This window comes from Scandinavium tedordense, assembly GCF_024764965.1.
GTDB lineage: Bacteria > Pseudomonadota > Gammaproteobacteria > Enterobacterales > Enterobacteriaceae > Scandinavium > Scandinavium tedordense.
In genome coordinates, this window is the sequence record NZ_JALIGG010000058.1 from 83,058 (window position 1) to 107,363 (window position 24,306).

Genomic DNA, 24,306 nt, shown 5'->3' on the forward strand with positions numbered 1-24,306 from the left:
CCCGAAAGGGGCGTTTTGCGTTTTAGCGCAGTAGCGGGTTGTACTGCTCGTGCCTGAGCATTTTGCACAGCGAGATAAGCGGCAGGCCAATCAGCGTATTCGGGTCGCGTCCCTCGAGACGCTCGAACAACGTGATGCCCAGCCCTTCACTTTTAAAACTGCCCGCACAGTTCAGCGGCTGCTCCTTTTGGACGTATCGATTGATCTCCGCGTCGGTCAGATGGCGGAAGTGCACATCGAAAGGTTCGCATTCGGTCTGCAAATGGCCCTTAGCGCTGTTATACACCGCAAGACCGGTATAGAAAGTGACGACATGACCGCTCGCTTCACGCAACTGCAAACGCGCATTTTCTACGGTATGCGGTTTGCCGGTGATTTTTCCGCCGAGCACGCAAACCTGATCGGAGCCGATAATCAGATGGTCAGGGAAGCGCGTGGCGAGGGCCTGTGCTTTAGCTTGAGCCAGACGAAGCACCAGCTGGCGCGGTGATTCGCCGGGTAAGGGCAGTTCATCGACCTCGGGGGCGGCGCATTCGAAAGGCACGTCGAGCTTTTGAAGCAGCTCGCGGCGATAGGGTGAAGTAGAGGCAAGAACAAGTTGCAGCATAATTTTTTAAATAGACTCTGGTGATTCGGATTGCGACATTTTAAACTACAGGCCGCAATGTGTGCGAATAATTGGCAAAAGGCGCCTGAGGGTGCCTTTTTCTTTGACTCTATGACGTTACAAAGTTAATATGCGCGCCCTATGCAAAAGGTAAAATTACCCCTGACTCTTGATCCGGTTCGTACCGCTCAAAAACGCCTCGATTACCAGGGTGTCTACACCCCGGACCAGGTGGAGCGTCTTGCCGAGTCTGTGGTCAGTGTGGACAGTGATGTGGAATGCGACATGACATTCGCCATCGACAACCAGCGTCTCGCCGTTATTAAAGGTGATGCAAAGGTTGCGTTGACTCTCGAATGCCAGCGCTGCGGGAAACCGTTCCCACATGCCGTTCACACAACGTATTGTTTCAGTCCGATCAAAAGTGATGAACAGGCTGAAGCACTCCCGGAAGCGTATGAGCCGATTGAGGTTAACGAATTCGGTGAAATCGACCTGCGGGCTTTGGTGGAGGATGAAATCATTCTCTCCTTACCTGTAGTTCCGGTGCATGATTCTGAACACTGTGAAGTGTCCGACGCGGACATGGTATTTGGTGAATTGCCTGAAGATGTGCAAAAGCCAAATCCATTTGCCGTATTAGCCAGCTTAAAGCGTAAGTAATTGAGGAGTAAGGTCCATGGCCGTACAACAGAATAAACCAACCCGTTCCAAACGTGGCATGCGTCGTTCCCATGACGCGCTGACTGCAGTTACCAGCCTGTCTGTAGATAAGACTTCTGGTGAGAAACACCTGCGTCACCACATCACTGCCGACGGTTTCTACCGCGGTCGCAAGGTTATCGCTAAGTAATCACGCGAAAGCGTGATGAAGCTTAGTGAGGATTTCCCCGCTTCTGCGGGGATTTACCAAACCGAGCGGCGACGATACCTTGACACGTCTGACCTTAGCGTTGGATGTCATGGGGGGCGATTTTGGTCCTTCCGTGACGGTGCCTGCAGCATTGCAGGCACTGCACGCTAACCCTCAACTCTCGCTTCTTCTTGTCGGTGACACCGACACCATTACGCCATTACTCGCCAAAGCTGACTTCGAACAACGTTCACGTCTGCAGATAATCCCTGCCCAGTCAGTTATTGCCAGTGATGCACGTCCGGCACATGCTATTCGCAACAGCCGGGGTAGTTCCATGCGCATTGCGCTGGAGCTTGTTAAAGAAGGACGCGCGCAGGCCTGCGTGAGCGCCGGAAATACCGGGGCGCTAATGGGGCTCGCCAAATTATTGCTCAAGCCGATTGAAGGGATTGAGCGTCCGGCGCTGATGACAGTTCTGCCGCATCAGCAGAAGGGCAAAACGGTGGTGCTTGATTTGGGCGCCAACGTCGATTGTGACAGCACGATGCTGGTGCAGTTTGCGGTAATGGGCGCGGTGATGGCTGAAGAAGTCCTCGGCATTACGTCTCCGCGCGTCGCACTCCTCAACATCGGGGAAGAAGAAACCAAAGGCCACGATAGCATCCGTGATGCGTCGGCGATGCTAAAAAAGGTCTCTTCCATCAACTATATTGGTTATCTCGAAGCCAACGAATTATTGACTGGCAAAACGGATGTACTGGTTTGTGACGGTTTTACGGGCAACGTCACACTAAAAACCATGGAAGGCGTTGTCAGAATGTTTCTTTCTCTGCTGAAATCGCAGGGAGAAGGTAAAAAGCGGTCGTGGTGGCTGAAAATTTTGAAGCATTGGTTACAAAAAAACCTCTCGCGGCGATTCAGTCACCTCAACCCCGACCAGTATAATGGCGCCTGTCTGTTAGGATTGCGCGGCACGGTGATTAAGAGTCATGGTGCAGCCAATCAGCGCGCGTTTAGCGTGGCGATTGAACAGGCAGTGCAGGCGGTGCAGCGTGAGGTCCCACATCGGATCGCCGCTCGCCTCGAATCTGTATTACCACCAAAAGACTGAGCGTACATGTATACGAAGATTATAGGTACCGGCAGCTATCTGCCTGAACAAGTGCGTACGAACGCCGACCTGGAAAAAATGGTAGATACGTCTGACGAGTGGATTGTCACACGCACAGGTATCCGTGAGCGTCGTATTGCCGCGCCAGATGAATCCGTAGCAACAATGGGCTTTGAAGCCGCCAAGCGCGCGTTGGAAATGGCTAACATTGATGCAGAGCAAATCGGCCTGATCGTGGTGGCAACCACCTCGTCGACCCACGCTTTCCCAAGCGCGGCGTGCCAGATTCAGTCAATGCTGGGCATTAAAGGTTGCCCAGCGTTTGACGTGGCTGCGGCCTGTGCAGGTTTCACTTACGCGCTGAGCGTGGCCGATCTGTACGTTAAATCCGGTGCGGTTAAAAATGCACTGGTGATTGGCGCAGATGTTCTGGCCCGTACCTGCGATCCTACCGATCGCGGCACAATCATTATTTTTGGCGATGGCGCTGGTGCCGTCGTATTAGGCGCATCCGAACAGCCGGGCATCATCTCCACGCATCTTCACGCTGATGGCAAATACGGTGAACTGCTCATCTTGCCGAACGCCGATCGTGTTCATCCGGAAAACGACATTCACCTGACAATGGCAGGGAATGAAGTGTTCAAAGTGGCGGTGAAAGAGTTGGCGAACATCGTTGAAGAAACGCTGGCAGCTAATAATCTGGATCGTTCTGAGCTGGACTGGCTGGTGCCACACCAGGCCAACCTGCGCATTATCAGCGCGACAGCGAAGAAGCTCGGTATGTCGATGGACAACGTCGTGGTAACCCTCGACCGCCATGGCAACACCTCTGCGGCCTCCGTGCCGTGCGCGCTGGATGAAGCAGTGCGTGACGGGCGCATCAAGGCCGGTCAGCTGGTGCTGCTTGAAGCCTTCGGTGGTGGTTTCACCTGGGGTTCCGCGCTGGTTCGTTTCTAATTAAGGATTACAAGATGACGCAATTTGCATTTGTGTTCCCGGGACAGGGCTCTCAGACCGTGGGCATGTTGGCTGAGTTGGCTGCAACCTATCCGGTTATTGAAGAAACATTCGCGGAAGCTTCTGCGGTGCTGGGCTATGATCTGTGGGCGTTGACCCAACAGGGCCCGGCAGAAGAACTGAACAAAACTTGGCAGACTCAGCCAGCGCTGTTGACCGCGTCTGTTGCACTGTTCCGTGTCTGGCAACAGCAGGGCGGTAAAGCGCCAGCGCTGATGGCCGGTCACAGCCTCGGTGAATATTCTGCGTTGGTGTGTGCGGGCGTGATTCGCTTCGCTGATGCTGTGCGTCTGGTTGAACTGCGTGGCAAATTCATGCAGGAAGCCGTCCCAGCAGGCACCGGTGGCATGTCTGCCATTATCGGTCTGGACGATGCATCTATCGCTAAAGCCTGCGAAGAGTCTGCTGAAGGGCAAGTGGTATCCCCAGTGAACTTTAACTCACCGGGCCAGGTGGTTATCGCGGGCCATAAAGAAGCCGTTGAACGTGCCGGTGCCGCGTGTAAAGCTGCTGGCGCAAAACGCGCACTGCCGCTGCCGGTCAGCGTCCCGTCTCACTGTGCGTTGATGGAGCCTGCAGCAGAGAAACTCGCTACAGAACTGGCGAACATCACCTTCAATGCGCCGCAGATTCCCGTTATCAATAACGTGGATGTGAAGTGCGAAACTAACGCAGATGCTATTCGCGATGCGCTGGTGCGTCAGCTTTATAGCCCAGTACAGTGGACCAAAACCGTTGAGTTTATGGCGTCCCAGGGCACAGAACACTTGTATGAAGTCGGCCCGGGTAAAGTCCTCACCGGCCTGACGAAACGTATTGTTGACACCCTGACTGCCTCGGCCATTAACGAGCCGGCGGCGATGTCAGCGGCGCTTGAGCAATAAGAAGAGGAAGAGCAAAACCATGAGTTTTGAAGGAAAAGTTGCACTGGTTACCGGTGCAAGTCGCGGCATTGGCCGCGCTATCGCTGAAACACTCGTTGCCCGTGGCGCGAAAGTTATCGGTACTGCCACTAGCGAAAGCGGTGCTCAGGCCATCAGTGATTATTTGGGTGCAAACGGTAAAGGTCTGATGTTGAATGTGACCGACCCTGCATCTATCGAATCTGTTCTGGGAAATATTCGCGCAGAATTTGGCGAAGTGGATATTCTGGTTAATAATGCCGGGATCACTCGCGATAACCTGTTAATGCGAATGAAAGATGATGAGTGGAACGACATTCTCGAAACCAACCTGTCATCCGTTTTCCGTCTGTCAAAAGCGGTAATGCGCGCTATGATGAAAAAGCGTCATGGTCGTATTATCACTATCGGTTCTGTGGTTGGTACCATGGGAAATGCTGGTCAGGCCAACTACGCTGCGGCGAAAGCGGGTTTGATTGGTTTCAGTAAATCGCTGGCGCGTGAAGTTGCGTCTCGCGGTATTACTGTGAACGTTGTTGCTCCGGGCTTCATTGAAACGGACATGACGCGTGCGCTTTCTGATGATCAGCGTGCGGGTATTCTGGCGCAAGTTCCAGCAGGTCGCCTTGGCGATGCAAAAGAAATCGCGAGTGCGGTTGCATTTTTAGCTTCTGACGAAGCGGGTTACATCTCTGGTGAAACCCTGCACGTCAACGGCGGAATGTACATGGTCTGACCGTAGTTTGCACAAAATGCTCAGGATCCGCGCAGTCTGTGCGCTTCTGAGTAATATTAGGTGCAAAATGATTTGCGTTATTAGGGCAAACACCCTCAAAATAGCGTAAAATCGTGGTATGACCTGCCGGGATTTAGTTGCAAATTTTTCAACATTTTATACACTACGAAAACCATCGCGAAAGCGAGTTTTGATAGGAAATTTAAGAGTATGAGCACTATCGAAGAACGCGTTAAGAAAATTATCGGCGAACAGCTGGGCGTTAAGCAGGAAGAAGTTACCAACAATGCTTCCTTCGTTGAAGACCTGGGCGCTGATTCTCTTGACACCGTTGAGCTGGTAATGGCTCTGGAAGAAGAGTTTGATACTGAGATTCCGGACGAAGAAGCTGAGAAAATCACCACCGTTCAGGCTGCCATTGATTACATCAACGGTCACCAGGCGTAAGTGAACATCTCCAGGCGGTCATTCGACCGCCTGAGTTTTATCTTTTTGTCCCGCATCTCTCTTTTTTATCCCTCCCTGGAGGACAAGCGTGTCTAAGCGTCGTGTAGTTGTGACCGGACTTGGCATGTTGTCTCCTGTCGGCAATACCGTAGAGTCCACCTGGAAAGCTCTTCTTGCCGGTCAGAGCGGCATCAGCCTAATCGACCATTTCGATACTACCGCCTATGCAACGAAATTTGCTGGCTTAGTAAAGGATTTTAACTGTGAAGACATTATCTCGCGCAAAGAACAGCGCAAGATGGATGCCTTTATTCAATATGGAATTGTCGCTGGCGTACAGGCCATGCAGGATTCTGGTCTTGAAGTGACGGAAGAGAATGCCTCGCGTATCGGTGCTGCTATCGGCTCCGGCATCGGCGGACTCGGCTTAATCGAAGAAAACCACAGTTCATTGGTGAAAGGCGGCCCACGTAAAATCAGCCCCTTCTTCGTACCGTCCACAATTGTTAACATGGTGGCCGGTCATCTGACCATCATGTTCGGCCTCCGCGGCCCAAGTATTTCCATCGCCACGGCGTGCACCTCAGGTGTACACAATATCGGTCATGCGGCACGAATGATTGCCTATAACGATGCTGATGCCATGCTGGCGGGCGGTGCTGAAAAAGCGAGTACACCTCTGGGTGTTGGCGGATTCGGTGCAGCGCGCGCGCTGTCGACCCGCAATGACAACCCGCAGGCGGCAAGCCGTCCGTGGGATAAAGACCGCGATGGTTTCGTGCTCGGTGACGGCGCCGGTATCATCATGCTCGAAGAGTACGAGCACGCGAAAAAACGCGGCGCGAAGATTTACGCAGAGATCGTCGGTTTTGGTATGAGCAGCGATGCCTACCATATGACGTCGCCGCCGGAAAATGGCGCAGGTGCAGCACTCGCAATGGTTAACGCCATTCGCGATGCAGGCCTCGAACCAGGCCAGATTGGCTACGTCAACGCACACGGCACCTCCACCCCTGCGGGCGATATTGCCGAAGCGCAGGCAGTGAAATCCGTGTTTGGCGATGCAGCAAGCCGTATCATGGTGAGCTCAACCAAATCCATGACCGGCCACCTGCTTGGTGCTGCGGGCGCGGTTGAATCGATCTATTCGATTCTGGCCCTTCGCGATCAGGCTGTTCCGCCAACCATCAACCTGGATAACCCGGAAGATGGCTGTGACCTGGACTTCGTCCCGCACGAAGCGCGTCAGGTCAGCGGTATGGAGTACACCTTGTGTAACTCCTTCGGCTTTGGCGGCACCAACGGATCGCTTATCTTTAAAAAGGTTTGATTATTCGTTTGCACTGATAAAGGCCTGCATCGCAGGCCTTTTCTTTAAGGTTTCTCCTCTTGAGATCTCACGTTCCCCCTGCCAGACTAACGGGCCACTGATAAGGAGCCGCTATGTTCTTGATTAACGGTGTGGAACAGGACTCACTCCCGGCCAACGATCGCAGCGTCCAGTATGGTGACGGCTGCTTTACAACGGCCCGGATCCAGAACGGTCTTCCCGCATTTTTTGACCAGCACCTACAACGATTGCAGGACACCTGCCGCGCGCTGATGATCCCCTTTACCGACTGGGAAACGCTCGGCCAGGAAATGCTTTCTCTGGCGAAATCTCACCTCAATGGCGTGCTTAAAGTCATCATTACCCGTGGGAGTGGAGGACGAGGGTACAGCCCTACGGCCTGTCAGGCTCCTAACCGCATTCTTTCCGTTTCCCAGGCACCTGCACATTACCCTGGCTGGCAACAGCAGGGGATCACGCTATCGCTCAGCCCGGTATGTCTCGGGCGTAATGCCACGCTGGCTGGCCTGAAGCATCTTAACCGCCTTGAGCAGGTGTTGATCCGCACGCATCTTGAACAGACGAACGCCGATGAAGCGCTGGTCCTTGACAGTGAAGGGTGGGTTACGGAATGCTGTGCGGCTAATTTGTTCTGGCGAGCAGGCGACACCGTGTTTACGCCGCGTCTCGACCATGCCGGCGTCAACGGCATCATGCGCCAGCATTGTCTTTCCCGGTTGGCACAAAGTCGTTTTCGCGTTGTCGAAATCACTGCAAGGGAAGACGCTGTGCGTAAGGCAGATGAAGTCCTTATTTGTAATGCGCTAATGCCCGTCGTTCCTGTGAATCAGTATGCGGACACTCGCTATCTTTCACGCGAGCTGTTCGAATTTTTGGCCCCACTTTGTGAGCAGTCGATTAAGTCATGAAGAAAATGTTTCGGTTTGTCCTCCTGCTATTGGTTGCGTTTGCGATTGCTGCGGGAGTCGGGATGTGGAAAGTCCGCCAGTTGGCGAACAGTAAAATACTCATTAAAGATGAGACCATCTTTACGCTGAAGGCCGGAACCGGACGCATGGTACTGGGTGACACTCTTTATGCGGAAAAAGTCATTAACCGTCCGCGTGTGTTCCAATGGCTGCTGCGCGTAGAGCCTGAACTATCGCACTTTAAAGCCGGGACGTATCGTCTGATGCCGGGCATGAACGTGCGCGAAATGCTGCAACTGCTGACCAGTGGAAAAGAAGCACAGTTCCCGGTCCGCTTTATTGAAGGGATGCGCGTCAGTGATTACCTCAAAGTGCTGCGTGAAGCCCCGTACGTGAAGCACACGCTGAAAGATGACAGCTACGCCACGCTTGCCGAATCGCTGAAGCTGGAGCATGCAGACTGGGTGGAAGGCTGGTTCTGGCCCGATACGTGGATGTACACCGCCAATACTACCGATCTGCAAATCCTCAAGCGTGCTCATCTGAAAATGGTGACTGCGGTAGAAAGCGCGTGGAAAGGGCGGGCGGAAAATCTGCCGTACCAGAATGAAAATCAGCTGATGACGATGGCCTCTATCATCGAGAAAGAGACTGCCGTAGCCGGGGAGCGCGACAAAGTTGCTTCGGTATTTATCAACCGTCTGCGTATCGGTATGCGTCTGCAAACTGACCCGACGGTTATCTACGGTATGGGCGAAAGCTATAATGGCAAGTTGAGCCGCAAAGATCTTGAGACGCCAACGGCGTACAATACGTACGTCATTGCCGGAATGCCGCCAGGGCCAATCGCTACACCCGGTGAAGCGTCACTCAATGCTGCGGCGCATCCGGCAAAAACGCCTTATCTCTATTTTGTTGCCGACGGCAAAGGCGGGCACACCTTTAACACCAATCTTGCGAGTCATAACCGCTCAGTACAGGATTACCTGAAAGCACTTAAGGAAAAAAATGCGCAGTAAGTATATCGTCATCGAAGGCCTGGAAGGCGCGGGGAAAACCACTGCGCGCAATCTGGTCGTAGAAACCCTCGAGCAGATGGGCGTCCGCGAACTGGTGTTTACCCGTGAACCGGGCGGTACTGTCCTGGCGGAAAAGCTGCGCAGTCTGGTGCTGGACATTAAATCTGTTGGCGATGAAGTGATCACCGATAAAGCCGAAGTGCTGATGTTTTACGCCGCGCGCGTACAGTTGGTTGATACGGTAATTAAACCGGCGCTGGCGGAAGGCAAATGGGTGATTGGCGATCGCCATGACCTCTCCACGCAGGCCTATCAGGGCGGCGGTCGAGGTATCGATCAGCATTTGCTGACCACGCTGCGTGATGCAGTGCTCGGCGATTTCCGACCGGACCTGACGCTGTATCTGGACGTTACTCCTGAAGTGGGCCTGAAACGCGCGCGTGCGCGCGGCGACCTCGATCGCATCGAGCAGGAATCCTTCAATTTCTTCCACCGCACCCGTGACCGCTATCTGGAACTGGCTGCCGCCGATCCGACCATCTGCACTATCGACGCCACGCAGCCGTTGGAAACCGTGATGCAAAATATTCGCAGTACCCTGGCAGCCTGGGTTGAGGAGCAGGGCGCATGAAATGGTATCCGTGGTTGCGGCCACCGTTTGAGGAACTGGTCAGCAGCTACCAGTCCGGACGCGGCCACCACGCGCTATTAGTGCAGGCATTACAGGGCATGGGTGCGGATGCGCTGGTCTATGCACTGGTGCGCTTCCAGATGTGCCACACGCCCGAAGGGCAGAAGAGTTGCGGAAAATGCCATAGCTGCCAGCTGATGCAAGCGGGTACGCACCCGGACTATTATCAGCTAGCGCCGGAAAAAGGCAAAAGTACCCTCGGTGTTGACGCGGTGCGTGAAATCACGGAAAAGCTCTACGAGCACGCTCGCCTCGGCGGCGCGAAAGTGGTGTGGGTCAGCGATGCGGCTTTGCTGACAGAAGCTGCCGCCAACGCGTTGCTGAAAACACTGGAAGAACCACCAGAAAACACTTGGTTCTTCCTGCAATGTGAAGAACCCGCACGGTTACTGCCGACATTACGCAGCCGCTGCCGTCATTTTCATCTGGCTCCTCCCGCAGAAAATTACGGCATTGCATGGCTTGGTCGTGAAGTGACAACGTCACAAGAGAAGTTATTGACCGCATTACGTCTGACGGCCGGAGCACCTGCTGCGGCGCTGGAACTTCTCGGCGAATCGCGGTTTGCTCCTCGCCAGCAGCTATGTGCGGCGTTGGATGCTTCGCTACGAAGCGCAGACTGGCTGTCATTGCTGTCTGCGCTCAATCATGACAGCGTGGCGGAACGGCTGTACTGGCTGTCATCACTGCTGCTGGATGCGCAAAAAATGCAGCAGGGCATTTCACTGTTGACCAATGTGGACGCGTGGGCACTGGTTCAGCGCGTGGCTAACGCGCTTTCTTCGACGCGGTTGCAGGCGATGATCCACGATGCCTGTGCGTGCCGGGAACAGCTTCTCAACGTCACCGGCCTCAATCGTGAGCTGATGCTTAACGACCTGTTATTACGCTGGGAACATTGGCTGCAACCGACAAGCGTGTTGCCCATTCATCACCTATAAACCGTTCACCTGTAAAAATTCACCTGTAAAAGAACACCGCTAAGAGAGACATTATGTTTTTAGTCGACTCCCACTGCCACCTCGATGGCCTGGATTATCAAACGCTGCATAAGGATCTGGACGATGTGCTGGCGAAAGCTGCCGCGCGTGATGTGAAGTTCTGCCTGGCGGTTGCGACGACGCTGCCAGGATATCGCGGCATGCGTGAGCTGGTCGGTCAGCGTGACAACGTGGTATTTTCCTGCGGTGTTCACCCGCTGAATCAGGACGAAACCTACGACGTCGAAGAGCTACGTCGTCTGGCAGCGGAAGAGGGCGTAGTCGCCATGGGCGAGACCGGTCTCGACTATTATTACACGCCGGAAACAAAAGCCCGTCAGCAGGCGTCTTTCGCACACCACATCCGCATTGGTCGCGAGCTCAACAAGCCGGTGATTGTCCACACCCGCGATGCGCGGGAAGACACGCTGACAATTCTGCGCGATGAAAAAGTGACGGATTGCGGTGGCGTACTACACTGTTTCACTGAGGATACGGAGACGGCAGGAAAACTGCTCGATTTGGGCTTCTACATCTCGTTTTCCGGGATCCTGACGTTCCGTAATGCGGAGCAGCTGCGTGAAGCGGCGCGCTATGTTCCGCTGGACCGGATCCTGGTTGAAACAGATTCACCGTATCTGGCACCGGTTCCGCACCGGGGGAAAGAGAATCAGCCAGCGATGACGCGCGATGTGGCAGAGTATATGGCCGTACTGAAAGGGGTGTCGCTTGAGAAATTGGCACAGCAGACCACCGAAAACTTCGCCTCACTGTTCCATATCGACCCCGCACGCCTGCAATCTGCCTGATTCGTCAGTTTATTTTAAAGCTCGTAATTAATAATCAAAGCGAGTAAAGTTCACCGCCGAAAAAAGGGGGTGAACCCATCATTCTGTAACTGGTGGAAACAACTTTTGTAAAATAGTGCAAGGTTTTCCTTGTTTGCTAGCCGAAACGTGATGGCTGTCAAACAAAAACAAACTGAATTATTTTACTCTGCGTAATAAATAAAAAGGGCACTTAGATGTCCTGTTCACGGCGTGGTTCTCCCCGCTCGCCAATGCGTGAAAACGTAAAAAAAAGCATAAATACTCAGGAGCACTCTCAATTATGTTCAAGAATGCATTTGCTAACCTGCAGAAGGTCGGTAAATCGCTGATGCTACCAGTATCCGTACTCCCAATCGCAGGTATCCTGCTGGGCGTCGGTTCTGCAAACTTCAGCTGGCTGCCAGCGGTCGTCTCTCATGTTATGGCAGAGGCAGGTGGTTCTGTTTTTGCAAACATGCCGCTTATCTTCGCAATCGGTGTTGCCCTCGGCTTCACCAATAACGATGGCGTTTCTGCTCTGGCATCCGTTGTTGCCTACGGCATCATGGTCAAAACCATGGCTGTGGTTGCACCGCTGGTACTGCACTTACCTGCTGAAGAAATCGCGGCGAAACACCTGGCTGATACCGGTGTTCTCGGCGGTATCATCTCCGGTGCTATTGCTGCCTACATGTTCAACCGCTTCTACCGCATCAAGCTGCCAGAATATTTGGGCTTCTTTGCTGGTAAGCGTTTTGTTCCGATCATTTCCGGTATGGCTGCTATCATCCTCGGCGTCGTGCTGTCCTTCGTATGGCCGCCAATTGGTACTGCGATTCAGGACTTCTCCCAGTGGGCTGCATACCAGAACCCGGTAGTCGCATTCGGTATCTACGGCTTCATTGAACGCTGCCTGGTACCGTTCGGTCTGCACCACATCTGGAACGTTCCTTTCCAGATGCAGATTGGTGAATACACCAACGCTGCTGGTCAGGTGTTCCACGGTGATATCCCACGTTACATGGCAGGCGACCCAACGGCAGGCAAACTGTCTGGTGGCTTCCTGTTCAAAATGTACGGCCTGCCGGCTGCAGCTATCGCAATCTGGCACTCAGCAAAACCTGAGAACCGTGCAAAAGTGGGCGGCATCATGATCTCCGCTGCGCTGACTGCGTTCCTGACCGGTATCACCGAACCGATCGAGTTCTCCTTCATGTTCGTTGCGCCGATCCTGTACATCATTCACGCCATCCTGGCGGGTCTGGCATTCCCAATCTGTATTCTGCTGGGTATGCGTGACGGGACGTCCTTCTCGCACGGTCTGATCGACTTCATCGTTCTGTCTGGTAACAGCAGCAAGCTGTGGCTGTTCCCGGTCATCGGCCTGTGCTACGCGGCGGTGTACTACACCATCTTCCGTGTGCTTATCAAAGCACTGGACCTGAAAACCCCAGGCCGTGAAGACGCTACCGAAGACTCTAAAGCTGGCGTTGCTAGCGGCGAAATGGCTCCGGCCCTAATCGCAGCCTTCGGCGGTAAAGAAAACATCACTAACCTCGACGCTTGTATCACTCGTCTGCGCGTCAGCGTTGCCGATGTGGCAAAAGTTGACCAGCCAGGCCTGAAGAAATTGGGTGCGGCAGGTGTGGTTGTTGCAGGTTCCGGTGTTCAGGCTATTTTCGGCACCAAGTCCGATAACCTGAAAACCGAAATGGATGAATACATCCGCAACAGCTAATCAGTGATTGGGGAGAGACTAAGGCAGCCGAAAGGCTGCTTTTTTTATGCCTGTTCCACGGGGAGAGTCGTTCCCAAGAGGTTATGCGTAAGCCCGGCAAGCAAAGCGCCGCCGGGCAACTGGATTAGAAATCGTAGCTGGCGGTAACCGAGAAGTTCAGCGGCGCACCATATACGAGGTAAGACCCAACGTAGTCGTAATACTCTTTGTCGAACAGGTTGTTGACGTTAGCCTGTAGGGCAAAGTTCTTCGTCACCTGATAACGGCTGAAGAGGTTCACGAGACCATAGCTGCCTTGGTCAACGTAATCGCGACCGTCTGGACCGCCGCTGACATTAGCCCAAGTTTTGTTCTGCCAGTTCATGCCGCCGCCCACGGAGAATTCTGGCAGCATCGGCAGTTGGTAACGGGTAAACAGTTTCAGCGTGGTACGCGGTTGATCTGAACTGACCGCATTCCCGTCTTTATCTTCTGCCACATAGCGCGTGGCTCCGAAGGTCAGTTGCCAGTTATCGGTCAGCGCGCCGTTAAGTTCAAACTCGACGCCCTGACTGACCACGCCATCCAACGATTCGTAAATGGATTCCCCGCTCGGCAGGTACGTGTAGGTGTTATTCGCCACGTGATCCTGTTCGATACGGAATACCGCCAGCGACGTGGTTAGACGAGTGTTAAACCAGTCGGCCTTGACGCCCGCTTCATAGCTCTTGCCGGTGGTCGGATCGATATATCGACCGTTGGCGTCGCGCTTGTCCTGCGGCTGGAAGATATTGGTGTAGCTGACATACGCGGACCAATCTTCATTGATGTCATAAACCAGCCCGGCGTACGGTGTCACGTCATCTTTGGTACTTTCCAGGCGCGTATCCGGTGCACCAGCCGGGTTGTATTTGATGTTGTAGTTGGTGTAACGCGCCCCAAGTATCAAGTGCAGCGGGTCGGCCAGCGAGAAGCGGGCAGACGTGTAGGCTGACGATTGGTTAATGTCGTCTTTACTGTAAAGCTTCCAGGCGGTCCACTGCGGATCGGTAATATTGCTGTTCCAGTTTTTAAAGCTACCAATGTCGACCATCCCATAGAGAGCGTCGGGCATTGAGTTATCGTAATGATTACGCTGATGGCTCAGGCTACCGCCCACCATCATTTCATGCTGACGACCAAACAGTTCGAAATCGCCACGCAGGAACGCGTCCACCGCATCCTGTTTACGCTCGCCGCGGTTCCAGCCACCGTAACCGATCATTCCACCGCCGGTTTCTCTGTCTGGATAGCCGGACATGTACATGAGTTTGGTATCAAAGTTGGTTTCCGCATGCATACCGTTGACGTGTGCTTCCCAGCCATTGTCGAAGCGCTGTGTGAAGTTGGCGAACACTTTGGTGCTGTCTTTATCGGAATATGCCCAGTCAGGCGCGACAGTATCGCTGCGGTCGTAGTGCGTTTTACTGCCGTCGGCGTACCAGGTCGGTAGGCCGCCCCAAGTTGGATCGGCGGTATTGCTTTCCTGATATTCATATCCGAGTGAAAGGGTGGTGCTGTCGGTGATGTCAGCATCCACTACGCCGTAGAGGAATTTTTTACGGTAGTGGTAGTTATCCATCCACGAGTCATTGTCCTGATAACCGGCAATGACGCGACCGCGAACATTACCGGATTCAACCAGCGGAGCCTGTAAGTCCAGGACATAGCGCTGCTTATCCCAACTGCCATAACTGACGCTGGCGTTGCCCTGGAATTCACGGCTGTCGGCGTGTTTACGCACCATATTAACGTAGGCTGCCGGGTTACCGGTGCCGCTCATCAGGCCCGTTGCACCGCGTACCACTTCAATGCGGTCATAAATAGCAGTGTCGGTGGCGGTGTCGCCAAAATTCCATACTTCGCTGATAGAGGTAGGTAAATCGTCATAGGCATAATTGCTGACGAAGAAACCGCGGGAATAGAACACGGCGCGATCGCTGTCCTGCACTTGCGCCGTCACGCCGGTGGTATTGGTCAGAACCTGGCCGATGGTTTGCAGATTTTGGTCCTTCATGCGCTGCTGGCTAATCACGCTGACGGACTGCGGAATATCGCGCGGAACCAGCAACAGCTTGGTCCCGGTGGTGGTGGTTTTAACGCTGTAATCATGATCCTGTGCGTTGTCCGTGGTGCTATCGGCTTCACTTTCAACCACCACCGTTTCTTCATTGTTCGCATCAGCGGCGTGAACGGTGTGAGGTATTAAGGCGAAGGCGACACACGCCGCGAGACGTGACGGCGAGGCGGGCAGTCTGTGCTGCTTATTCCTGGTGTCAAACGTGAAAGACATCGTGAGCCCTTATGTTGTCAGTTGTTATATGTGCAGTGATATCGCATGGAAATGCAAATGCGAAATATACGCATTCATATTATCGATGTAAACGAATGTAAGCGGGCAGCTGAAACTTTGTTTTAAAATGCAATGAAGCGGGGGAATAAACGGCATTGCTTAAGCATCCAGCGGTAAATCCAGGAATGAGTAAGAAAAACGAGGGATCGGGTTGAAAGAGGGGAACTAAGTCGCTCATACTCTTACGTTGTTATCCGCATCGCACTTCCGGATGCAGGCCTGAATAAAAGATACCGCAAGGTAATCAATAAAAAGGAACATGCCATGGCAGAAGAAACGATTTTCAGCAAAATTATTCGTCGCGAAATTCCGGCGGACATTGTTTTTCAGGATGATCTGGTGACTGCCTTTCGTGATATCTCTCCCCAGGCGCCGACCCATATTTTGATTATTCCCAACATTCTGATCCCAACGGTTAACGAGGTTTCTGCTGAGCATGAGCTAGCGTTAGGCCGCATGTTCACGGTAGCGGCTAAAATCGCCGAAGCGGAAGGGATCGCTGAAGATGGCTATCGCCTGATGGTCAACTGCAATCGCCACGGCGGGCAGGAGGTCTATCATATTCATATGCATCTGCTGGGTGGCCGTCCATTGGGTCCAATGCTTGCGCATAAAGGATAATCAAATGAAAGGTGGCCGAATTGCTGCACTGCTGACGGCGATGCTGTTGGCGGGGTGTTGGTCGCACCCGGAGATCCCGGTGGGCGAACAACAAACGCTGGTCATGGAGGCTAATGTTCTGGCCGCCGGTATTAGCGCCGACAAACCTGAACTCACCACCTCCGAAATCCAGTCGACCGCGTCGTCACAGCTCTACAATGAGCGGACCACGCCTGTCACCGTTCACTATCGTTTTTACTGGTACGACTCCAGAGGACTGGAAATGCATCCGCTGGAGGCACCGCGTGAGGTGATCATTCCAGCCCAGTCTTCGGTCAAACTTTACGGCAGCGCAAACAGCCTGGGTGCGCATAAAGTCCGGCTTTATCTTTATCTTTGAGGGGTAAAAAGTAATGAATAAACTGAGTCGCTATGCGTTTATCGCGGCCGTGGCTATCTTCCTGTCCGGTTGTGTGGCGCAACGTGAAAAGCCCGCTCCGGTTGAAGAAGCCAAACCAACGCCAGAACAGCCACAGACGCCGCCGCCGACCACCGTGCCGGTAGTGCCGACGATCCCGGTGCAGCCAGGTCCGATTGATAACAGCACCGCACCGCCTGAACAACCTGCGCCGCGTGTACGTCACTACGACTGGAACAGCGCCGCGCAGCCGCTGGTGGGCAAAATGCTGCAGGCTGATGGCGTAACAGCGGGCAGCGTGCTGATGGTCGATAACGTCAACAACCGCACCAACGGCTCGTTGAATACCACCGAAGCCACCGCAGCAATTAGCAATGCGCTGAAAGGGAACAACAAATTTACCCTCGTTTCCGCGCAGCAGCTGGCCGTGGCTAAACAGCAGCTGGGACTCTCCCCGCAGGACAGCCTGGGGTCACGCAACAAAGCGATGGGCCTGGCGCGTACCGTTGGGGCGGCCTACGTGCTGTATTCTAACGCGACCGGCAACGTCAACACGCCAACACTCTCCATGCAGCTGATGATGGTCCAGTCGGGCGAGATCCTCTGGTCAGGTAAAGGTGCGGTTGCGCAACAGTAAGCTTTCGCGTGATGACTGTCTGTCACGCTATTTTCCCGGCTATCAACCCCTGGCTCACTCCGCTTCCGCGGGGCTGAGCGGGGGAAGCTGCATTATCGAACATCAGGGGCATCGTATTGTTTTGCGCAAGCATCACGATCCGTCAGCGCCTGATTTTCACTTCCTGCGTCAGTACCGCGCGCTTCGAGCTCTGCCTGCAACGCTTGCGCCGCGGCCACTCGGCTATTTCCCCGGCTGGATGGCGGCGGAATATCTCGAAGGTGCGACTGTGCACACACTCCCGAATGCCCACGCCACCGCGGCGCTGTTGTATCATCTGCATCAGCAAAAAAACTTCGGCTGGCGGGTTTCACTGTGGCCGCTGCTTGAACGCTACTGGCAGTTCAGTAGCCCGCTACGCCGCACGCCGCAGTGGCTACGAATCCTAAAACGGCTGCATCAGCAGAGAGAACCGCAGCCATTGCGACTGGCACCGTTGCATATGGATGTCCATGCGGGCAACATCATCGACACGCCAGCGGGACTTCGGCTGATTGACTGGGAATATGCCGCTGACGGAGATGTCGCGCTTGAACTGGCGGCGGTGTGGACCCAAACCCCGGCACAACGCTCGGAACTTATCGCGGCCTACGCGCAGGCCGCGCATCTGGATGAAGCACGTCTGGTGCAGCAGGTTAATCGCTGGCAGCCGTGGGTCCAGATGCTGATGATCACCTGGTATGAATATCGCTGGCAGCAGACCGGCGACCAACAATTTATTGCGCTTGCCGATGAAGGCTGGCGCCAGTTTTCGCATAAAGGATAAGAGAGGAAAATGTGGGCCCAGTGATGTTAGACGTTGAAGGGTATGAGCTGGATGCTGAAGAGCGGGAAATTCTGGCGCATCCGCTGGTGGGTGGGCTTATCCTGTTCACCCGTAACTACCACGATCCGGCGCAGCTGCGTGAGCTGGTTCGCCAGATCCGCGGTGCGTCCAAAAATCACCTCGTCGTCGCGGTGGATCAGGAAGGTGGACGCGTGCAGCGCTTTCGCGAAGGGTTCACGCAATTACCGGCCGCGCAATCTTTCGCAGAATTGTTAGGGCTGGAACAGGGCGGTGAGCTGGCGAAAGCGGCAGGCTGGCTGATGGCCTCAGAAATGATTTCGATGGATATCGACATCAGCTTCGCCCCGGTGCTTGACGTCGGCCACATCAGTGCGGCGATTGGCGAACGTTCTTACCATGCGGATCCGCATAAAGCGCTGGCGATGGCGCGCCAGTTCATTGACGGTATGCATGATGCAGGTATGAAAACTACCGGTAAACATTTCCCAGGTCACGGTGCGGTAACGGCTGATTCCCACAAAGAAACGCCGCAGGACGCGCGCTCAGAAGCGGACATTCGCGCCAAAGACATGGCGGTATTCCAGACGCTGATCACTGAAAATCGTCTCGATGCCATCATGCCTGCGCATGTGATTTACAGCGACGTGGACCCGCGTCCGGCAAGCGGTTCACCGCACTGGCTGAAAACCGTGCTGCGTGGCGAACTCGGGTTTGATGGGGTAATTTTCTCCGACGATTTGTCGATGGAAGGCGCGGCAATCATGGGCAGCTACGCGGAACGCGGTCAGGCATCGCTGGACGCAGGTTGCGATATGATCCTGGTCTGCAATAATCGTAAAGGCGCGGTCAGCGTGCTGGATACCCTGTCGCCGATCAAAGCAGAGCGTGTTACAAAATTGTATCATAAAGGTTCATTTACCCGTCAGGAGCTGATGGATTCCGCTCGCTGGAAGACGGTCAGCGCGCAGCTGAATGAACTGCACGAGCGCTGGCAGGCCCATAAAGCCGCTCTTTAACCTCCCGAACGGGATTGGCAGTGTTGTGAGGACGTCATGATTATTTATTTGCACGGTTTCGACTCAAACAGCCCGGGAAATCACGAGAAGGTGCTGCAACTGCAGTTCATTGACCCGGATGTTCGCCTGATTAGCTACAGCACGCTTCACCCGAAGCATGACATGCAGCATTTGCTCAAAGAAGTGGACAAAATGTTGCAGCTCAACGCTGACGACCGCCCGCTGATTTGCGGCGTAGGGCTTGGTGGATACTGGGCCGAACGCATCGGTTTCCTGTGCGATATGCGCCAGGTTATCTTCAACCCGAACCTGTTCCCCCATGAGAATATGGACGGCAAGATTAACCGCCCGGAAGAGTATGCGGACATTGGCACGAAATGCGTCAGCAACTTCCGTGAGAAGAACCGCGATCGCTGCCTGGTTATCCTCTCTCGTCAGGATGAGGCTCTGAACAGCCAGCGCACAGCCGAAGAGTTGCACCATTACTACGAAATAATCTGGGACGAAGTGCAGACCCATAAATTCAAGAATATTTCCCCGCATTTGCAGCGCATCAAAGCATTCAAAACCCTCGGCTAATCCCGCTCCGGGCCTGATGACATCGTGTTCATCAGGCCCACAAACGCCTTGCATCAACTACACTTGCTCAACTTTTGGCCGGGAAAACTTGATTAATATCAATTTTGGTATGACCAATGCACCTCGCGTGATATTCTTCACAATATTGTCAAATTTAATGCTTCTAACTTGTTGTTAATTAAAGGTTATTTTTATAACTTTTAATTAACAATTGGTTAATAATTTAGGGGGTCACGTTGACTACGCCATTGAAAAAGATTGTGATTGTGGGTGGTGGTGCTGGCGGGTTGGAGCTGGCTACTCAACTGGGTAGAAAGCTTGGCCGTGGCAAAAAAGCAAAAATTACGCTGGTGGACAGAAACCATAGCCATCTGTGGAAACCGCTGTTGCACGAAGTCGCCACCGGTTCACTGGATGAAGGTGTGGATGCATTGAGCTATCTGGCTCATGCGCGTAACCATCATTTTCAGTTCCAGCTGGGTTCCGTGGTGGACATTAACCGTGAAACCAAAACGCTGACGCTGGCGGAGCTGCGCGACGAAAAGGGCGAGCTGCTGATGCCTGAGCGCAAACTGCCGTACGACACGCTGGTGATGGCGCTGGGCAGTACCTCCAATGATTTCAACACCCCGGGCGTGAAGGAAAACTGCATTTTCCTCGACAACCCGCATCAGGCGCGCCGTTTCCACCAGGAAATGCTGAACCTGTTCCTGAAGCACTCCAGCAACCTGGGCGCGAACGGTAAAGTTAACATCGCTATTGTTGGCGGCGGGGCGACCGGCGTTGAGCTGTCTGCGGAGCTGCACAACGCGGTGAAACAGCTGCACAGCTACGGCTATAAAGGCCTGACTAATGACGCGCTGAACGTCACGCTGGTAGAAGCGGGCGAGCGTATTCTGCCTGCGCTGCCGCCGCGCATTTCCAGTGCCGCGCACAGCGAGCTGACCAAAATGGGTGTGCGTGTTCTGACTCAGACAATGGTCACCAGCGCCGATGCAGGCGGTCTGCATACCAAAGACGGCGAATACATCAATGCCGACCTGATGGTGTGGGCGGCAGGTATCAAAGCGCCAGATTTCATGAAAGATATTGGCGGGCTTGAAACCAACCGTATCAATCAGCTGGTGGTGGAGCCAACGCTACAGACTACCCGTGATGCGGATATCTATGCCATCGGTGACTGCGCGTCCTGCGCGCGTCCAGAAGGCGGCTTTGTGCCTCCGCGTGCGCAGGCTGCGCATCAGATGGCAAGCCTGGCGCTGCACAACATTCTGGCGCAGACCAAAGACAAGCCGCTGAAGTCGTACATCTATAAAGATCACGGCTCACTGGTATCTCTGTCGAACTACTCCACGGTCGGTAGCCTGATGGGTAACCTGATGCGCGGCTCGATGATGGTAGAAGGGCGCATCGCGCGCTTCGTTTACATCTCGCTGTACCGTATGCACCAGGTCGCGCTGCACGGTTATTTCAAAACGGGGCTGATGATGCTGGTCGGCAGTATTAACCGGGTGATTCGCCCGCGTCTGAAACTGCACTAAGCGCGAAAGTGTCCGGCGGCGCTACGCTGTCAGGCCTACGAGTCAGTTCAGGATCTTGATTTGTAGGCCGGATAAGCGTCAGCGCCATCGGGCACAGGTTCAGACTTTTCCTAATCCCACGCTTTCCCCCCGAAAAACCTCTTTTTTTGATCCCAATTCTTATATCCACGTTTCCTTTCAAATAGCAAAATTGTTACTAACAGCAACAAAGGAGGAACTCCCGTGAATAAATCTATGTTGGCGGGTATAGGGATTGGCGTAGCAGCTGCGCTGGGCGTGGCGGCAGTCGCTAGTCTGAACGTACTCGATCGTGGCCCGCAGTATGCGCAGGTCATTTCTGCAACCCCGATTAAAGAGAGCGTGAAAACGCCGCGTCAGGAGTGCCGTAACGTTGCGGTCACGCATCGACGTCCGGTCCAGGATGAGAACCGTATAGCGGGCTCGGTGCTGGGCGCGGTAGCCGGTGGGGTAATTGGTCATCAGTTCGGTGGTGGTCGCGGGAAAGATGTCGCCACCGTGGCAGGTGCGTTGGGTGGCGGTTACGCCGGGAACCAAATCCAGGGCTCAATGCAGAATAACGATACCTACACCTCGACGCAGCAGCGCTGCAAAACAGTATATGACAAGTCTGACAAAATGTTGGGTTACGATGTGACCTACAAAATTGGCGATCAGCAGGGGAAAATTCGTATGGATAAAGATCCAGGCTCTCAGATCCCACTCGATAACAATGGTCAGCTAGTTCTGAATAACAAAGCGTAAAAAAGCGTTTCGTTCGTATTGATTAGCCCTTCAATCGCTCAGGCTGAAGGGCTTTTTTTATGGCGTTTTGTTTATCAGCTGCTTTTCAGCATCTGCGGCCACAGGCGCATCGTGGTATCGGTAATCTGTAACAGCGTCTCCAGGCTGGCGCCTTCGCGGGCGCTGATCGACATCCCTTGCAAAATACAGTTCAGGAACTGCGCCAGCTCGCTAATGCACTTATCGGCTGGGATTTCTCCGCGAGTCTGGCGTTGAGTCAGAAACTCACACAGCGTTTTTTCCTGCATCGCATGACGGGACTTAATGGTGTGCGCTATTTCTTTTGACGACGCAGCAAGCGTCGCGGACGTGTTTATCATAAAGCAGCCCGCAGGGGTGTCTTTGCTGGTAAAACAGGTCGCCACCGCGCTGAAATAATCGCGCAGTGCAGCGTCTACGGATTTCTCTTCGCAGAACAGCTGGGCTTCGTGCTTATCCGCAAAGCGCGAGATATACCTGTCCAGAACTGCTCGGAACAAGCCTTCTTTATTTACAAACTCTGCATACAGCGTAGGCGCTTTTGCCCCTGTCGCTTCGACGAGATCCGCGAGCGATGTGGCTTCATAGCCGTGCTGCCAGAAGAGTGTCATGGCCTTATCAAGCGCCACTTCCCTGTCGAACACTTTTGGTCGGCCACGGCTTTTTTTTACGCAACTTGCGACTTCAGTTGTCATGGTGCCGTTGTACCTCTGTGGTGGTGTTAAGCCTTCATTATAAAAACAAACGCACTGCATAACCAGCAGCCAAGCGCATAAAATAAAATAATCATATAGTTATGAAAAATAAGGCATTAATTATTAATATAATAATCATTATAAAAACAATTTGACGTGTGACTTAGATCACATTATGATTTACCTATCGATCGTTAAATTAATAATAACGACCTGCGAAAATTCATCTGCATAGGTAAAAAAATCATGAAAAGCATCAAAACCCTGGCCGTAGCCGCTGTTCTGAGTTCTCTGTCATTCGCAAGCTTCGCTGCTGTAGAAGTGCAGTCCACCCCAGTTGATCAACAAAAAGTGGGTGTGATTTCGGCTGATGCCGGCACGAATCTGAGCTCTCTGGAAGACCAGCTGGCGCAGAAAGCCGACGCGATGGGTGCTAAATCATTCCGTATTACCTCAGTTACCGGTCCAAACACCCTCCACGGGACTGCGGTAATTTATAAATAAGGCCCTCCTTATTTAACCCTCGGCAATGCCACTGCCATAAAAAAACACCGCGACATCAGTCGCGGTGTTTTTTTTATTACCGATTCGCGATTACAGATTCTGAACCGGCGGCTCGTCATGGCGGGTGACGTTCACCGGCATCCCGGAACGGACCTCCATCGCATGCTCCATCACCTGCGCATCAGTCTGCGGCGAATCCTTGAATGTCGTCATCGTGCCGTTCAGGCTAATCGGTAGCACTTTCGGGTCGTCATCAATGTGTTTCGACAGCGGCTGGTGAACTTCCACCAGATGCACGCCGCCAGGCTCCACGGACGCTTTAATCGGCGTATTGATAATGTTCACTTTCGTGCCTGGCGTAACCTGTTTGAACAGGGTTTCAATATCGCCATCGCGCAGTCGAATACAGCCCGAGCTCACGCGCATTCCAATGCCGAAGTCGGCGTTAGTGCCGTGCAGCAGATACACACCGCCGTACGCTGCAAGCCGAATCGCATGGTGGCCCATCGGGTTTTCCGGCCCGGCAGGCACGACCGCAGGCAAACTTACCCCCATCGCTTTATAACGCGCGCGAATATTAGCCGTCGGCGTCCAGGTTGGATTGGCGCGTTTATCGGACACCGTGGTCACCATTTCCGGGGTGAGCGTCGTACCGCCCAGTTGGCCAATGCCAATCGGGTAAATGGTGACGCTGTTTTTACCCGGCGGGTAGTAGTAGAGACGCAGCTCGGCGAGGTTAATCACCATGCCCTGGCGCGGAGCGTCCGGAAGCAGGGTTTGCAGTGGGATAGTCAACACGCTACCCGCACGCGGAACATACGGATCGACACCAGGGTTCGCCTGTAACAGTGCCAAAAATCCGACGTTATATTTTTTGGCAATAGCCTCAAGTGAACCGCCGTTATCTTCGACGACGTGATAGCGGTTTTCGCCCACCAGGCGGCTGCCAGGCGGGGGAAGGGGCCAGGTGTTAGCGCGCGCGGGAAGGGCCGCGGCAAGAGTTGCGACGACTGACAACAGGGTCAGTACGCGCAGGAAACGCGATTGAATCATCATCACAGCACATCCATAACGGTGATTGAGCAGGGAAAACCCTCATTATGGCGTCAATGCGTGTCTGGATGTTTCAGTGGTTTGCAAAGAGTGTGTAAATTAATGCGCAGT

The 24,306-nt window shown here is 53.8% G+C and carries 27 protein-coding genes; 23 read left to right on the forward strand and 4 right to left on the reverse strand.

The genetic code is table 11. The annotated features are described in order from the left end of the window. Positions 1-22 precede the first annotated feature (22 nt). Entirely contained in the window at positions 23-607 is a 585-nt protein-coding gene (locus tag MUU46_RS19735) for a Maf family protein (RefSeq protein WP_159761400.1), read from the reverse strand. Positions 608-748: 141 nt separating this feature from the next. Here MUU46_RS19735 and yceD point away from each other — a divergent pair, with 141 nt between their 5' ends. The 14 genes from yceD to ptsG all read left to right on the forward strand — a co-directional run bounded on the left by yceD (position 749) and on the right by ptsG (position 13,175). Beyond that, the gene (gene yceD / locus MUU46_RS19740; protein WP_159761402.1) at positions 749-1,270 is read left to right on the forward strand and encodes a 23S rRNA accumulation protein YceD; all 522 of its coding nucleotides are present in this window, start codon (positions 749-751) and stop codon (positions 1,268-1,270) included. Positions 1,271-1,286: 16 nt separating this feature from the next. Next, the gene (gene rpmF / locus MUU46_RS19745) at positions 1,287-1,460 is read left to right on the forward strand and encodes a 50S ribosomal protein L32 (RefSeq protein WP_000290724.1); all 174 of its coding nucleotides are present in this window, start codon (positions 1,287-1,289) and stop codon (positions 1,458-1,460) included. Between the two features lie 79 nt (positions 1,461-1,539). Continuing rightward, complete coding sequence (gene plsX / locus MUU46_RS19750; protein ID WP_258966427.1) at positions 1,540-2,574, forward strand: phosphate acyltransferase PlsX; 1,035 nt, start codon at positions 1,540-1,542, stop codon at positions 2,572-2,574. A gap of 6 nt (positions 2,575-2,580) precedes the next feature. Further along, positions 2,581-3,534 (forward strand): beta-ketoacyl-ACP synthase III, encoded by a 954-nt coding sequence (locus MUU46_RS19755; protein ID WP_258966428.1) that lies wholly within the window; start codon positions 2,581-2,583, stop codon positions 3,532-3,534. Positions 3,535-3,548: 14 nt separating this feature from the next. Continuing rightward, entirely contained in the window at positions 3,549-4,478 is a 930-nt protein-coding gene (gene fabD, locus MUU46_RS19760; protein WP_159761408.1) for an ACP S-malonyltransferase, read from the forward strand. A 19-nt stretch (positions 4,479-4,497) separates the two neighbouring features. Continuing rightward, the gene (gene fabG, locus MUU46_RS19765) at positions 4,498-5,232 is read left to right on the forward strand and encodes a 3-oxoacyl-ACP reductase FabG (RefSeq protein ID WP_159761410.1); all 735 of its coding nucleotides are present in this window, start codon (positions 4,498-4,500) and stop codon (positions 5,230-5,232) included. A gap of 210 nt (positions 5,233-5,442) precedes the next feature. Then, positions 5,443-5,679 carry an acyl carrier protein gene (gene acpP, locus MUU46_RS19770; RefSeq protein WP_000103754.1) on the forward strand — a complete coding sequence of 79 codons (237 nt, stop codon included), beginning with the start codon at positions 5,443-5,445 and terminating at the stop codon, positions 5,677-5,679. Between the two features lie 88 nt (positions 5,680-5,767). After that, a complete protein-coding gene (fabF, locus tag MUU46_RS19775) occupies positions 5,768-7,009 on the forward strand; it encodes a beta-ketoacyl-ACP synthase II (protein WP_159761412.1) in 1,242 nt (413 codons plus the stop codon). A 113-nt stretch (positions 7,010-7,122) separates the two neighbouring features. Continuing rightward, positions 7,123-7,938, forward strand: coding sequence for an aminodeoxychorismate lyase (pabC, locus tag MUU46_RS19780; RefSeq protein ID WP_258966429.1), 816 nt, complete (start codon positions 7,123-7,125; stop codon positions 7,936-7,938). Continuing rightward, positions 7,935-8,957, forward strand: a complete 1,023-nt coding sequence (gene yceG / locus MUU46_RS19785; RefSeq protein ID WP_258966430.1) for a cell division protein YceG — start codon at positions 7,935-7,937, stop codon at positions 8,955-8,957. The genes pabC and yceG overlap by 4 nt, the downstream gene beginning before the upstream one ends. Beyond that, positions 8,947-9,588, forward strand: coding sequence for a dTMP kinase (tmk, locus tag MUU46_RS19790; protein WP_159761418.1), 642 nt, complete (start codon positions 8,947-8,949; stop codon positions 9,586-9,588). Before yceG ends, tmk begins: the two co-directional genes overlap by 11 nt. Further along, on the forward strand, positions 9,585-10,589 hold the full coding sequence (gene holB / locus MUU46_RS19795) for a DNA polymerase III subunit delta' (RefSeq protein WP_258966431.1): 1,005 nt from the start codon (positions 9,585-9,587) through the stop codon (positions 10,587-10,589). The genes tmk and holB overlap by 4 nt, the downstream gene beginning before the upstream one ends. Positions 10,590-10,642: 53 nt before the next feature. Further along, on the forward strand, positions 10,643-11,437 hold the full coding sequence (locus MUU46_RS19800; RefSeq protein WP_159761422.1) for a metal-dependent hydrolase: 795 nt from the start codon (positions 10,643-10,645) through the stop codon (positions 11,435-11,437). 301 nt (positions 11,438-11,738) lie between these two features. Continuing rightward, on the forward strand, positions 11,739-13,175 hold the full coding sequence (gene ptsG, locus MUU46_RS19805) for a PTS glucose transporter subunit IIBC (RefSeq protein ID WP_159761424.1): 1,437 nt from the start codon (positions 11,739-11,741) through the stop codon (positions 13,173-13,175). A 124-nt stretch (positions 13,176-13,299) separates the two neighbouring features. Here ptsG and fhuE read toward each other — a convergent pair whose 3' ends face one another. After that, positions 13,300-15,486, reverse strand: a complete 2,187-nt coding sequence (gene fhuE / locus MUU46_RS19810; protein ID WP_258966432.1) for a ferric-rhodotorulic acid/ferric-coprogen receptor FhuE — start codon at positions 15,484-15,486, stop codon at positions 13,300-13,302. 324 nt (positions 15,487-15,810) lie between these two features. On the opposite strand from fhuE, the gene hinT reads away from it, so the two are divergent. The 8 genes from hinT to MUU46_RS19850 all read left to right on the forward strand — a co-directional run bounded on the left by hinT (position 15,811) and on the right by MUU46_RS19850 (position 21,925). Further along, positions 15,811-16,167: a purine nucleoside phosphoramidase gene (hinT, locus tag MUU46_RS19815; RefSeq protein WP_159761428.1), complete on the forward strand. Its 357-nt coding sequence runs from the start codon at positions 15,811-15,813 to the stop codon at positions 16,165-16,167. Between the two features lie 4 nt (positions 16,168-16,171). Beyond that, a complete protein-coding gene (locus MUU46_RS19820; RefSeq protein ID WP_159761430.1) occupies positions 16,172-16,546 on the forward strand; it encodes a YcfL family putative periplasmic lipoprotein in 375 nt (124 codons plus the stop codon). A 13-nt stretch (positions 16,547-16,559) separates the two neighbouring features. After that, entirely contained in the window at positions 16,560-17,201 is a 642-nt protein-coding gene (gene lpoB / locus MUU46_RS19825) for a penicillin-binding protein activator LpoB (RefSeq protein WP_159761432.1), read from the forward strand. After that, positions 17,182-18,006 (forward strand): thiamine kinase, encoded by an 825-nt coding sequence (gene thiK / locus MUU46_RS19830; protein WP_258966433.1) that lies wholly within the window; start codon positions 17,182-17,184, stop codon positions 18,004-18,006. Before lpoB ends, thiK begins: the two co-directional genes overlap by 20 nt. An 11-nt stretch (positions 18,007-18,017) precedes the next feature. Continuing rightward, the gene (gene nagZ, locus MUU46_RS19835) at positions 18,018-19,043 is read left to right on the forward strand and encodes a beta-N-acetylhexosaminidase (protein WP_258966434.1); all 1,026 of its coding nucleotides are present in this window, start codon (positions 18,018-18,020) and stop codon (positions 19,041-19,043) included. 36 nt (positions 19,044-19,079) lie between these two features. Further along, a complete protein-coding gene (ycfP, locus tag MUU46_RS19840; RefSeq protein WP_159761438.1) occupies positions 19,080-19,622 on the forward strand; it encodes an alpha/beta hydrolase YcfP in 543 nt (180 codons plus the stop codon). Between the two features lie 236 nt (positions 19,623-19,858). Beyond that, entirely contained in the window at positions 19,859-21,163 is a 1,305-nt protein-coding gene (locus MUU46_RS19845; protein WP_159761440.1) for an NAD(P)/FAD-dependent oxidoreductase, read from the forward strand. Between the two features lie 222 nt (positions 21,164-21,385). Further along, positions 21,386-21,925 (forward strand): glycine zipper 2TM domain-containing protein, encoded by a 540-nt coding sequence (locus MUU46_RS19850; protein WP_159761442.1) that lies wholly within the window; start codon positions 21,386-21,388, stop codon positions 21,923-21,925. A 74-nt stretch (positions 21,926-21,999) separates the two neighbouring features. Here MUU46_RS19850 and MUU46_RS19855 read toward each other — a convergent pair whose 3' ends face one another. Next, positions 22,000-22,638, reverse strand: a complete 639-nt coding sequence (locus MUU46_RS19855) for a TetR/AcrR family transcriptional regulator (RefSeq protein WP_159761444.1) — start codon at positions 22,636-22,638, stop codon at positions 22,000-22,002. 246 nt (positions 22,639-22,884) lie between these two features. Here MUU46_RS19855 and bhsA point away from each other — a divergent pair, with 246 nt between their 5' ends. Next, positions 22,885-23,142, forward strand: coding sequence for a multiple stress resistance protein BhsA (gene bhsA / locus MUU46_RS19860; RefSeq protein WP_159761446.1), 258 nt, complete (start codon positions 22,885-22,887; stop codon positions 23,140-23,142). A 90-nt stretch (positions 23,143-23,232) separates the two neighbouring features. Here bhsA and ldtC read toward each other — a convergent pair whose 3' ends face one another. Then, positions 23,233-24,198, reverse strand: a complete 966-nt coding sequence (gene ldtC / locus MUU46_RS19865) for a L,D-transpeptidase LdtC (RefSeq protein ID WP_258966435.1) — start codon at positions 24,196-24,198, stop codon at positions 23,233-23,235. Positions 24,199-24,306 lie beyond the last annotated feature (108 nt).

Bases quoted from the DNA above. Each gene is read 5' to 3' on its own strand.
- yceD (WP_159761402.1), top strand. From the start codon at position 749: ATGCAAAAGGTAAAATTACCCCTGACTCTTGATCCGGTTCGTACCGCT.
- bhsA (WP_159761446.1), top strand. From the start codon at position 22,885: ATGAAAAGCATCAAAACCCTGGCCGTAGCCGCTGTTCTGAGTTCTCTG.
- tmk (WP_159761418.1), top strand. From the start codon at position 8,947: ATGCGCAGTAAGTATATCGTCATCGAAGGCCTGGAAGGCGCGGGGAAA.
- acpP (WP_000103754.1), top strand. From the start codon at position 5,443: ATGAGCACTATCGAAGAACGCGTTAAGAAAATTATCGGCGAACAGCTG.
- fabD (WP_159761408.1), top strand. From the start codon at position 3,549: ATGACGCAATTTGCATTTGTGTTCCCGGGACAGGGCTCTCAGACCGTG.
- hinT (WP_159761428.1), top strand. From the start codon at position 15,811: ATGGCAGAAGAAACGATTTTCAGCAAAATTATTCGTCGCGAAATTCCG.
- MUU46_RS19735 (WP_159761400.1), bottom strand. From the start codon at position 607: ATGCTGCAACTTGTTCTTGCCTCTACTTCACCCTATCGCCGCGAGCTG.
- fhuE (WP_258966432.1), bottom strand. From the start codon at position 15,486: ATGTCTTTCACGTTTGACACCAGGAATAAGCAGCACAGACTGCCCGCC.
- lpoB (WP_159761432.1), top strand. From the start codon at position 16,560: ATGAATAAACTGAGTCGCTATGCGTTTATCGCGGCCGTGGCTATCTTC.
- pabC (WP_258966429.1), top strand. From the start codon at position 7,123: ATGTTCTTGATTAACGGTGTGGAACAGGACTCACTCCCGGCCAACGAT.
- holB (WP_258966431.1), top strand. From the start codon at position 9,585: ATGAAATGGTATCCGTGGTTGCGGCCACCGTTTGAGGAACTGGTCAGC.
- yceG (WP_258966430.1), top strand. From the start codon at position 7,935: ATGAAGAAAATGTTTCGGTTTGTCCTCCTGCTATTGGTTGCGTTTGCG.
- MUU46_RS19855 (WP_159761444.1), bottom strand. From the start codon at position 22,638: ATGACAACTGAAGTCGCAAGTTGCGTAAAAAAAAGCCGTGGCCGACCA.
- ptsG (WP_159761424.1), top strand. From the start codon at position 11,739: ATGTTCAAGAATGCATTTGCTAACCTGCAGAAGGTCGGTAAATCGCTG.
- MUU46_RS19800 (WP_159761422.1), top strand. From the start codon at position 10,643: ATGTTTTTAGTCGACTCCCACTGCCACCTCGATGGCCTGGATTATCAA.
- MUU46_RS19820 (WP_159761430.1), top strand. From the start codon at position 16,172: ATGAAAGGTGGCCGAATTGCTGCACTGCTGACGGCGATGCTGTTGGCG.
- fabG (WP_159761410.1), top strand. From the start codon at position 4,498: ATGAGTTTTGAAGGAAAAGTTGCACTGGTTACCGGTGCAAGTCGCGGC.
- rpmF (WP_000290724.1), top strand. From the start codon at position 1,287: ATGGCCGTACAACAGAATAAACCAACCCGTTCCAAACGTGGCATGCGT.
- ldtC (WP_258966435.1), bottom strand. From the start codon at position 24,198: ATGATGATTCAATCGCGTTTCCTGCGCGTACTGACCCTGTTGTCAGTC.
- ycfP (WP_159761438.1), top strand. From the start codon at position 19,080: ATGATTATTTATTTGCACGGTTTCGACTCAAACAGCCCGGGAAATCAC.
- MUU46_RS19755 (WP_258966428.1), top strand. From the start codon at position 2,581: ATGTATACGAAGATTATAGGTACCGGCAGCTATCTGCCTGAACAAGTG.